The sequence below is a fragment of the Endozoicomonas sp. Z74 genome, from assembly GCF_057680865.1.
The window spans coordinates 17,374-28,136 of sequence record NZ_JBLYZI010000075.1; the positions used below are offsets into that span (position 1 = coordinate 17,374).

The window sequence follows — 10,763 nt, forward strand, 5'->3', positions numbered from 1 at the left end:
TGGTGTTGTTCACCACAAAAATCGGTGATGCCGGCAAAAAAGAGATTAACTGGCCGTGGCTTTATGTTCGGGTTGTACAGAACTCAACCAGGACAGCATGAAGTGGGATGCTTTACCCAGGTTCCCAACCTGGCAGTGATTGCCGGCGTGTTCGTGGTGGGTAAAAATCCGGCCGGTAAATGAGCGGACATTGGTCAGGGTTTTGGCCTGCTGGTGAAACTGTTTGATGGGCACCAGGTGGTCGGAGCGGGCTGCCAGTAGAAGGTAATCCTGCGTCAGGCAGTGGGAAAAGGGACCGGTATGAAACTGTTGTGTCCATTTCAGGTAGTCATAGGGAGACTTCGTACCACTGACGTTCATACCATGGCTGGCAGCCCAGGCGGTCAAAGGGTCAGACTGGGCGGTGGCATTCAGGAAAAAGTTAACGACGGGTTTCAGCCTTAATTTCAGCAGGAGGCTGAGCTTTCTGGCTTTGGTGGTACCGATGCGGTTGGCCAGGCAACCAAAAAAGTCCTCCATAACATCATCGGCAATGACCCTGTGGATTCTGGGTTCAAAGGCAGCAGCCCGGGTGGCCAGAAATCCCCCGAGAGAGATGCCCAGTAAAGAGCAGCTGTCCAGCTGGAAATGGTCAAGAATGGCAGAAACCGGTTTTTCCCATTGAGGCGTCATCGGAATACCCAACTGTGTTAACACTTTTCCCTGCCCTGGCCCTTCAAAAAGAATGACTCTGACGCCTTGTTCGACGAATTCAAGAAACTGCGGAAGCAGCTCTTCCATGAAAGAGTCAAACCCTCCGTGAATCACCAGAGTATCCCAGGCTTCCCCTTCCGGGTTTATTTCAATGGCTGGCAGGTAGGCTTGTTCATAGGGAACCTGAACCCGCCGGAGGGGGATATCCGCTGCCCATTCATAGAACCGGTCAATAAACTTTTCATAGGCTTCCGGTTTGTCCTGGTCATGACTTGCCATAAAGAACTCTGCAGCGCGGTAATAAAAAGCACTGTTCAGGGTTTTTCCTGCGGCTTCGGCTGTCCTGGCATAATCGAGCATCACCGTTTTCCAGCTGTCAAAGTCAGTGATCTGGTTGGCCGCCTCAAACAGTTCCGTCTCCGGGAGGTAGGGCAACCAGCGGTTCAGTTGGAAATTGAAGTTTTCATCCGGGTGAAAGTTGCGATAGCCGACGGGCTGACTGATCTTCATGGCATCTTCACTTTATTGTTATGGTTAACGAAGGCGGTGGATAAACGCTTACGGTCAGGTGTTATTCCTTGAAGCGCCAAGCAGGATAAAAGCCATCAGTACCGGTTCGGAAGAGCGGTTTCTCCAGGCGTGGCGGGTGCCATTTTGAATGACGCAGTCACCTGGTTTAAGCAGTCTTTCCTCGCCATTATCAAGCTCCAGACAGATCTCTCCTTTGAGAACGATGCCATAGTCAATAGAGTCTGTGGTGTGCATGCCCGGGTTTTCGGTTTCCAGGTGCTCTAGAACCCCGGGCAGTTTCCGGGAAAGCTCCGCCGCTGCCGACTCGTTCATGTGAATGCCTGAGCTCCCATCTTCAGGAAGAGGGGGGAACTCAATCATCCTGAAGACAGTGCCATCCCCCTGGGGGAAATAGTCCGGTACTCCTGGAATGGGGCCTGAGTGGGGCACGGTTCGAGGACCTGATGTTGACCATAGCTCATAGGTTTTGAAGCCGGGCATCATGGCAACTTCAACGGGCGTGACCGGGTGATCTTCCAGGAAAATGGCATTTCCGGAGGTATCCAGTCCTGTGACAAGTTGACGAATCATTTTTTATGCTCTTGTTTGGATGAAACTGTCTTGTTCTTTTTATGAACCGTTTGGCTATACCGGTTTAATTCAGAGTATTCGGTGTGAAAGCAGACTGCTTTACAATTTGTGCACTGTATTTTAGATTTTGTGCAAGCCATCTTATGAAGTACCGGGTTGCTGCTTTTATGACCACATTTCACATTAGAAGTGCCGTGCTGAACCATTATTCTGAGGTTGTGGAAGAGCTGGGTGGCATACCTTCTGAGTTAATGACAAAAGCTCAATTGAACCCGGAAGTGCTTAATGATCCTGATGCCAGGGTGTCACACACCGCCTTTATCGACTTGCTGGAAGTCTCGTCCAGGGATACCGGGTGCTTTCATCTCGGGTTGCTTCTGGGGGAGCGGGCAGGTTTACAGCAGCTGGGGATGCTTGGGCTTCTGGTCCGGTCGGCTCCAGACCTGGGAACCGCCATTCGGGAGTTGAATAAGTACCTTGCGCTGCATGCCCGGGGGATTCGCCGGGAGCTTCATTGTGAAGGGCCAACCGCCTTTATTACCAATCACTTTGACAGCGTGAAGGCTTCCTGTTCGACCCAGGCCATCCAGATGAGCCTGGCGATGACCTGGCGAATCTGTCAGCTGGTTTCACAGAATAATTGGCATCCGTCTTCTATCAGTTTTACTTTTGCTGTGCCGCCGGATCGGCGTTTTTATGAGCGTTTTTTTCAGGTGCCGGTTCGATTCAACAGTGACTTCAATGGCATTGTATTCCAGTCTGATGATTTGAAGTTGGCTTTGAATGGCAGTGATGCCTACCTTCATGAGGAAATTAAATTTCAGCTGTCACGACTTAAAGACGAAGAAACCGCTGATTTTCTTGATGAAGTGAAAAGGGTAATTTTAAAAAATCTTGAACTGGGTGTTTGCTCGGTGGATGAAACGGTTAAGTTTTTTCCTTTCCAGAGACGCACTTTCCAGGCTCGCTTAAAGCGCCTGGGGGTGAGCTTTCAGGAACTTCTGGATGAAGTCCGGTTTGAAAAGGCTGAGTTTTATCTGAGGAGCTCTGATATGCCTTTGTCTCAGTTGGCGGACATGCTCTGTTATCGGGATGTCAGTGTCTTTTCCTCGGCGTTTAAAAAGCACTATGGCGTTCCTCCGTCATCATGGCGCAAAGAGAGAGAACCAAAAAGATGCCTGGAGCCAGAGAGCTAATGGTATAGTGCGTTGAAGGACTGTTTCGAAAAACAGGGTGGTTAGCCCCGGTTTTTCCCAGAATACATATAATAAGTGACAAAAAATCGCTGGTTTTCCAGAACCACTCTTTTTGATTGAGGGCGCTATGAATATCCGTCGCTGGAGTATAACGCTTGTCGTTTGTCTGGTGGTTACCGCTGCACTGGCATCGTTCAAGGTTCTACAGATTCGTTCAGCCATTGCTTTCGCTGAGTCATTTCCTGAGCACTCTGAGACGGTTGAACTGCAGGTGGCCAGACAGATTGAATACACGCCTGTGGTTAATGTTACCGGTGAAGCGGTGGCTCCAAAACGTGTGGAGCTGACCAATGAATTGTCTGGACGCATTGCCGCTGTCAATACCAAGTCCGGTGCAAGGGTGGCAAAGGGGCAGGTGATTGTGCAGCTGGATATCAGTGAAGAGGAGGCCCGGCTTCGGTCCGCCAGGGCCCGGGAAGAGCTGGCAAAGCTGGCTTATGAACGACAGAGTAACCTGATTAAAACCAATGCCGCCAGCCAGGCGCAGCTGGATGAAGCCAGGGCTGAGCTTCAGGTGATTACTTCAGAAATTGAGGTGTTGAACAGCACCATTGATAAAAAAACCATCAAGGCGCCTTTCGATGGGGTAGTCGGTCTTCACCAGCTGGAAGCGGGTAATTTTCTCCAAAGCAATGCTCTGATAACCACTGTAGTCGGATCAACAGGGTATGTCTGGGTTGATTTCAGCCTGCCCCAGTTTTACAGCCATCTCAGCAAAGGGGATCCGGTTGAGGCCCTACTGGTGCAATATGCCAGTAACCGCCATGAGCGTTTTTTCCCCGGGGAGGTGGTTGCCCGTGAAGCGACGATCTCTTCTCTGTCCAGAAGCCGACGTTACCGTGCCATGCTGTCCACTGACAGCCTGCTGTTTATGCACAACGCGGTGATGGAAGTGAAGGTGCCGGTTGCTGAATCCAGACCGGTTGTTGCGGTTCCCTCCCTGTCTGTTCAATACGACACCCTGGGACCCTATGTTTATCTTCTTCTTGAGGGAGAAAAGGAGGGGACATACAGGGCCCGGCGCCAGGATATCGCGACCGGACCAAAGCAGGGGAATCTGGTGACCGTGAGTTCCGGCCTTTCTGAAGGAGACCGGATGGCAGGCGCTGGAGCCTTCAAGTTAAAGCCGGGCATGCTGGTATACACCCGGGAACCGGAGGGGGTAACGCTGGAGCCAGCCCCGAACACCTCTGTCAGAACAAAAACAGCCGCTGAAACCGGACACTGAGGGGGTGGTCATGGATATTTTTGTCAGGCGTCCGGTGTTGTCCCTGGTCATCTCCCTGGTGCTATTGCTCTGTGGGGCGCTGGCCTCCCTGAAAATACCGGTGCTTCAATTTCCGGAAATTGAGAGCTCTTCCCTGGTGATTACCACGAACTATCCAGGTTCTTCTGCTGAGCTGGTGCAGGGGTTTGTGACAGAGCCTGTTGAGCGGGTCGCCATGACCATCCCCGGCGTGGATTATGTGGATTCCAATACCACCGCAGGTGTCAGTTCTGTCAGAGTCTGGCTGGAGCTGAATGAAGACAGCACCGCCGCCCTGGCTGAACTGACTGCAAGGCTGGATCAGGTGCGTAATGAACTGCCGGAGGGGGTTGAGGATCCATCGGTTTCGGTGGAGCGTACCGATCGGCCGGCGGCTGTCTTTTACCTCAATGTCAGAAACGACCATTGGAGCAGGGCGCAGCTCACCGATTACCTGGAGCGGAATGTAACTCCCCTGCTGACATCCATTACGGGCGTTCAAAGGGTAGGGCTTGAGGGGGGACGGAGTCCGGCCATGCGGGTATGGATTGATCCCGTGCGAATGGCGGCCTTTAATTTGGGGGCGGATGAGGTGCTGTCTGCCCTGCAGGCTAATAATGTCATTGCCAGAATAGGCAAGACAGAAGATCACCAGCAGCAGATTAATCTGCTGAGTAATGCCACATTGCAAACCCCCGGCGACTTTCTGCAGATGACGCTCTTTAAAAAAGATGGGGCATTGATCCGTCTTGGGGACATAGCGGATGTGGAGCTGGGGGAGGACCGGGGAGAGGTGTCAGCGCGGCTCAATAAAAAGACCACGGTCTTCATTTCTGTCTGGCCTATGCCCGGTGCCAATGAGATCGCTATTGGGGATGAAGTCTATCGCCGGCTGGACAGAATCAACGCGACGCTGCCTGAAGGAATGGAAGTTGAAATCAGTTACGATGGCACAGCCTACATGCGCCAGGCTCTGAAGGAAATTTTCATCACTCTGGGGGAAACCATTGTGCTGGTGGGGCTGGTGGTTCTGGCTTTAATGGGCGCTTTCCGCACGGCTCTGGTACCACTGGTGACAATACCGATTTCTCTTTTGGGTACCGTTGCAATTATGTGGCTGGTGGGTTTTTCCCTGAACCTTCTGACGGTTCTGGCGATTGTCCTGTCTGTTGGGCTGGTGGTGGATGATGCCATTGTCGTGGTGGAGAACGTTGCCCGCCATATGCGTGAAGGGCGAACCCGGTTGGAGGCGGCATTGATCAGCTCCAGGGAGCTGCTTAAACCCATTGTCGCCATGACCCTGACGCTGGCCGCCGTGTATGCTCCCATAGGGTTTGTGTCCGGCCTCACAGGCAGTCTGTTTCGTGAGTTTGCGTTTACCCTGTCGGTTGCGGTGCTGATTTCCGGTGTAGTCGCCATTACCCTGTCCCCGGTCATGAGTGCTTATGTGTGTGCTGAACGGGGTTCGGAAAGCAGGCTGACGACCTGGGTCAACCGGGCTTTTGACCGGTTAAGGGGCATTTACGGGCGTTCATTGTCTGTTATTTTTCAGTGGCGGAGGCAGGTCCTTTTTCTGGCGCTGTTTTTATCCCTGCTGATTCTGCCCCTGTATCTTTTTTCCGCCCGGGAACTGGCACCCGCAGAAGATCAGGGCAGCATCATGGTGATTGTGGAGTCGACCCCTGAGGCTTCGCTGGCCTACACCGATCATTACATGGATCGGGTCATTGATGCGGTGGCAGGCATTCCCGGGATTGAACTGATATGGCAGGTGATCAGCCCGGCAGCCGGATTTGGGGGGATTGAGTTTGTGGATTACGCCCAGCGCAATGAAACCGTCCATGAACTGTTGCCATCGGTGTACGAGAAGCTCTCCACTGTTACCGGCTTGAGGGTTTTTCCAATACTGTTTCCTTCCCTGCCTACGGCGGGCCAGTTTGATGTGGAACTGGTGGTTCAGGCGCCTGATGATTATGAAGTCATGGAAGTTTATGCACGCCGTTTGATTCAAACGGCGTACCAGAGCGGTCAGTTTATGTTTGTAAACACCGATCTGCAGATCAACCTGCCAGAGGTTCGTTTAAAGCTTGACCATGATCGTATTGCCGATCTTGGCATGAGTATTAGCGATGTCAGTGATCAGTTGAGTGTTCTGATTTCTGAGCAGGATATCAATCGTTTTAATGCCGGCGGTAAAGCCTACCGGGTGATTCCAATGGTGGTTTCTGATGCCCGGCATCACCCGGAAAAACTGCTGGATCTTCAACTGCGAGCCCCGTCTGGAGCATTGATACCGGTCCGGGCCGTTGCCCATCTGGAAAAAAAGACCAGTCCGAGGGTGCTTGGCAAGTTCAACCAGCAGCGTTCGTTTCATATCCTGGGGGGCGTTTTACCGGGAGTCACCAATGATCAGGCTCTGACCACTCTGGAAAAGGCCGCACAGGATATTCTTCCGGCGACTTATATAGTGGATTATGGTGGTGTTTCCAGGCAGCTTCGCAAGGAAGGCAGCAGTATGTTTTCTGTCCTGCTGACCGCCCTGGGCATTGTTTACCTGCTTCTGGCAGTGCAGTTCAACAGTTTTCGATCCCCATTAGTGGTTCTCGCCGGTTCGGTTCCCCTGGCCCTGGCAGGAGGGCTGCTGTTCAGTTTTCTTGGGCTGACGACCATTAATATTTATGCCCAGATTGGTTTTGTAACCCTGGTAGCTCTGGTTGCCAAGAATGGCATTCTGATCACTGAGTTTGCCAATGAGCTTCAGCGGCAGGGGCGCAGCAAAATAGAGGCCATCAGTGAATCCGCCAGGATTCGTCTCAGGCCCGTGTTGATGACCACTGCTGCAACGGTACTTGGGCACTTTCCCCTGGTGCTGGTAACCGGAGCCGGTGCTGAAGCCAGAAACAGTATCGGCATTATCCTGGTGGCGGGTATGTTGATTGGCACTTTTTTTACGCTGTTTGTGCTTCCCTGCGTGTATCTCTGGCTTGGGAGTGAAGAGGGTATCGCTGAAAGAGAGGTAGATCCGATTGCTCAGCGCTTGTGAAAGGGTTTATCTACGTGCTTTCTGCGACTTTTGGCTTTCTGACACTGGTGCCCGGTGTAAAACCGGATTGCCAGTGGAATACTGAGCCGAAAGGCTTCGTCCTCAAAACTGCGTTCCATATAGTGTTTTTTAAACTCGGCTTTTTTTATCTGGCCCTGTTCCAGCTGGCGGACATGAACCAGTTCATGGGCCAGGGTGACTCTTATTTCACTGGGTTCCAGGGCATCGGCCAGGGCTACCAGATAGCGGCTTCCACCCAGTGGTTTGGTGTACCCCTGCATATTGGGTTCAGGCATGCGCCGTCGGATATGTTTGATCTGTACACGATCACTGATGCCCAGTTCTTTCATATAGAAAGCCTGCATCTGTGCAAATGAGCAGCCACCGGGGTTAAGCGGTGCCTCTGATGAGACCGCAGCACCGGCTAGCAGAGTCATGCTGCTAAGATAGAGGCTTTGAAGAATCTTCACCGCAATCTGTATTCCAGTCGTATGCTTCCACTCAGGAGCTGCATTGATGGTAAACAGTGCTATCGGCTGATGATCCGGAGGGTTTAATGATGTGGTTACAGAAAAAAATAACGCTTCCCCCATTCCGGCGGGGGTTTCATTTGATTACCGGACACATTGAGCGTGAGTTGACTGAACTGGCGCAATTCAAAACCGGTCTCTGCCATCTTTTTATGCAACATACGTCGGCTTCATTGACCCTGAATGAAAATGCCGACCCGGATGTGCGCCATGATATGGAAGCCTTTTGCAGTCGAAGTATCCCGGAAGACGAGGAATATTATCTGCATATCCTGGAGGGCCGGGATGATATGCCAGCCCATATTAAATCCAGCCTGTTTGGTGCCGATGTAATGATTCCGATAAGGGGTGGATGTCTGGCTCTGGGAACCTGGCAGGGGATCTGGCTTGGAGAGCACAGGGATCAGGGAGGTAGCCGAAATATAATCATCACTTTACAAGGTGAAGGTTATCAGTAATTATAAATTTCAGGTATTAACAGAACATCACTTATAAGGAGGGTAAAACCGAACTGGCGTTTCACAAATGCTGGACTATAACTATAACAATCGGTAATGAAGTAAAATTACAATCTATTGGAGCAGGAGTTCCAATAACCAGTAACTAGAGGACATAGCTATGGCACGGAGAAAGCCAAGTAAAGCTGCTGCTGGTTTTGATGGTGTTGATATCGGCTTTTTAGGAAGTCGTGATGAGCCTGCCGAGGAGCGGACGGTGGAGTCACGAAAGAAGCTGAGAGCCAGCTTGAATGCCCAGATTGAAGAATTTCTGAAAAATGGCGGCGAGATTGAAGAGATTCAATCCAATGTGACTGCGGACCCGCCGAAAAAACCTTCTGGTGAATACGGCAACCGACCTATTTGACTTAACCTTGAAACCCCGGATCCCCCGGGGTTTTTTTATCTACAGGGATGTAGTGTATGCTGGCAACGCACGAGCGGTTGTCAGTATATGGACATGGATGGCCTGTATCCTGAAAATGCACGACCACAGGGATGTGGGAGGTAGTACCCACAGGACCCAAAGGGCCTAAAGGCATAAAGGCGACGCAGGATGCCAAAGCCGAGGAGCAATTTTCAGGTGATATAACCAGTGCAGAAAACAAGATAATTGATGTCTTCGGTATTTATTATTTCTTCGAACGGGTTTCACCCAAGTGATTGCGCCTGTGGTCAATGAGTCCCGATGTTGAAGGTAATCACCTGTTTCCGACCATTTTCCCCATCTGCAACATCAGTCATCATGCCCTTGCCAGGATATTTTTCCGACGGCAAGCCATCACCGGTTTTCACGATGTAATGAAAGAAGTGTTATGCCCCCAATCATTGCAGGCGTTCACAATCATTGAGTTTGGCCGGGACTTATTCAAGTCGGGCGATATCGACAAGCTTTGGGAGGGGGAGTGCCTGCCTGGTGGACGGGCTCTGGTTCCACTGGAAATTGGCATGAAAAGCCCATGCATCCCTACACCCAACGGCATCTTCCTTCTGCGGGAGGCCGATCAGGACCAGCCTGAAACCTGCCAACTCCCCTTACTCGCCGACCTGTATTTCATCTGTAATCCAGGGTGTAACCTGGCCATCACAAGTACTTGGGTTCCATATGAAAAAATCAGGGCGGACCAGGAATACTTCATGCAGGACATTGGCCGGTTCTGGCGCCAGTACCTGGGCGTTGTGATGGAGGACTGACCGAACCGGTCTGTGGCCATAAAAGGCAATGGCAGCCCAGGCATTGATCTAACATAATCATTCTTATGCGCGGCTTTCTCGATCCCCATCCACAGCTTTCCGGCGTTCGGCCGGCTGTTCGACGGCCAGAACCACCTCATCAAACCAGTCGGTCCGGCAATCACAGGAGGTACACTGGAAAAAGACCTTGTGGGTTTCGCTATTTATGATCGGCTCGCACTGGCCGCCGCCAAAACAAATCCTCAACGTGGTGGATAACGATGCCTTACTACTGTTTTTTTGTCGTGAACAGTGCTGTTACCCACCTGATCATCGCACCTTCCCAAGACTACCGCTGCCCCTTCCACAAAAGTATAATGGTTAGCTGCACGAGAATCCCAACTCTGAGCTACCGAGGCACCTGCTCCCCGCTGTCAATAAAAGTATAGTGGTATAACCTCCGGGCGGTAGCGTGCTTGCGACCAGGAGATCAGGCTAACCGCCAGGGAAAAATCATGAAAGCCCCAGCAAAAAACGCAAACATTGCGGTTCCAGCTTCAAATCCAAAGTTGCCCTTGCGGTCATCAAAGGCGACCAGACTACCGCAGAAATTGCTGCCCGTTTCCAGATACACCCAACCATGGTCAGTACCTGAAAGTGACTACTGCTGAATAGAGCTTCCGAACTGTTTGACACCAAGTGGGATAAACAGGGGAAAGGCCATCAGACTGAGGTCGACAACCTTTATCGCCAAATTGGTCAGTTGACGGTGGAACTGGTTTTTTTAGCACGAAAGCTCGATTTTTCAAAGGAATTTGGCCAGATAACTCATCACCAAAGCTACTTATGGAATTAGTTATAAATGTCAATGAACAACCCCATGAAAACCTGGTTGAGTGAGTTTCTATTCACTAGAGCTTACTTTCAAGGGCCTGCGAGTCGAAAGCCCCTTTACAGTTACCAAGTCTCTCCCGAAGAATATAGGTAGTTAGAAACACTTCTGAGACAAAATAGTCATTTATCCCTTAACCCTATATATACAAAACATTGGGCTGCGGGATTCTGTTTATTTGTTTCAGAGTGGTTTCGCAGGGAGTATCAGGGCAAAAACATGATCACCAATTGAACAGCGCCATCAAGAAACAGCCTGTATAATCAGGGTTTTTCCTGTCTTTCGATGTCTGCAAAAGCCCTGTTTTCCAAATTCTCCTCGCTCACTGATAA

General features: G+C 51.1%; 10 protein-coding genes. 7 read left to right on the forward strand and 3 right to left on the reverse strand.

Annotated features, from left to right (window positions below; genetic code table 11):
• Positions 1 to 45 precede the first annotated feature (45 nt).
• Positions 46 to 1,203, reverse strand: coding sequence for an alpha/beta fold hydrolase (locus ACNRUY_RS18620; RefSeq protein ID WP_488113157.1), 1,158 nt, complete (start codon positions 1,201 to 1,203; stop codon positions 46 to 48).
• A 54-nt stretch (positions 1,204 to 1,257) separates the two neighbouring features.
• Entirely contained in the window at positions 1,258 to 1,794 is a 537-nt protein-coding gene (locus ACNRUY_RS18625; RefSeq protein ID WP_488113158.1) for a cupin domain-containing protein, read from the reverse strand.
• A 167-nt stretch (positions 1,795 to 1,961) separates the two neighbouring features.
• Between ACNRUY_RS18625 and ACNRUY_RS18630 the strand changes: the two genes are divergently transcribed.
• From ACNRUY_RS18630 to ACNRUY_RS18640, 3 genes are all read left to right on the forward strand, one after another.
• Complete coding sequence (locus ACNRUY_RS18630; RefSeq protein WP_488113159.1) at positions 1,962 to 2,990, forward strand: AraC family transcriptional regulator; 1,029 nt, start codon at positions 1,962 to 1,964, stop codon at positions 2,988 to 2,990.
• Positions 2,991 to 3,117: 127 nt separating this feature from the next.
• A complete protein-coding gene (locus ACNRUY_RS18635; RefSeq protein ID WP_488113160.1) occupies positions 3,118 to 4,278 on the forward strand; it encodes an efflux RND transporter periplasmic adaptor subunit in 1,161 nt (386 codons plus the stop codon).
• Between the two features lie 10 nt (positions 4,279 to 4,288).
• Complete coding sequence (locus ACNRUY_RS18640; protein WP_488113161.1) at positions 4,289 to 7,339, forward strand: efflux RND transporter permease subunit; 3,051 nt, start codon at positions 4,289 to 4,291, stop codon at positions 7,337 to 7,339.
• Here ACNRUY_RS18640 and ACNRUY_RS18645 read toward each other — a convergent pair.
• Positions 7,327 to 7,809: a hypothetical protein gene (locus tag ACNRUY_RS18645; protein ID WP_488113162.1), complete on the reverse strand. Its 483-nt coding sequence runs from the start codon at positions 7,807 to 7,809 to the stop codon at positions 7,327 to 7,329. The two genes, ACNRUY_RS18640 and ACNRUY_RS18645, sit on opposite strands and share 13 nt — an antisense overlap.
• 89 nt (positions 7,810 to 7,898) lie before the next feature.
• Between ACNRUY_RS18645 and ACNRUY_RS18650 the strand changes: the two genes are divergently transcribed.
• The 4 genes from ACNRUY_RS18650 to ACNRUY_RS18665 all read left to right on the forward strand — a co-directional run bounded on the left by ACNRUY_RS18650 (position 7,899) and on the right by ACNRUY_RS18665 (position 10,665).
• Positions 7,899 to 8,327, forward strand: coding sequence for a secondary thiamine-phosphate synthase enzyme YjbQ (locus tag ACNRUY_RS18650; protein WP_488113165.1), 429 nt, complete (start codon positions 7,899 to 7,901; stop codon positions 8,325 to 8,327).
• 160 nt (positions 8,328 to 8,487) lie between these two features.
• Positions 8,488 to 8,733: a hypothetical protein gene (locus ACNRUY_RS18655; RefSeq protein WP_488113163.1), complete on the forward strand. Its 246-nt coding sequence runs from the start codon at positions 8,488 to 8,490 to the stop codon at positions 8,731 to 8,733.
• A gap of 311 nt (positions 8,734 to 9,044) precedes the next feature.
• Positions 9,045 to 9,560: a hypothetical protein gene (locus tag ACNRUY_RS18660; RefSeq protein ID WP_488113164.1), complete on the forward strand. Its 516-nt coding sequence runs from the start codon at positions 9,045 to 9,047 to the stop codon at positions 9,558 to 9,560.
• 979 nt (positions 9,561 to 10,539) lie between these two features.
• Positions 10,540 to 10,665 (forward strand): hypothetical protein, encoded by a 126-nt coding sequence (locus tag ACNRUY_RS18665; protein ID WP_488113166.1) that lies wholly within the window; start codon positions 10,540 to 10,542, stop codon positions 10,663 to 10,665.
• Positions 10,666 to 10,763: the final 98 nt, after the last annotated feature.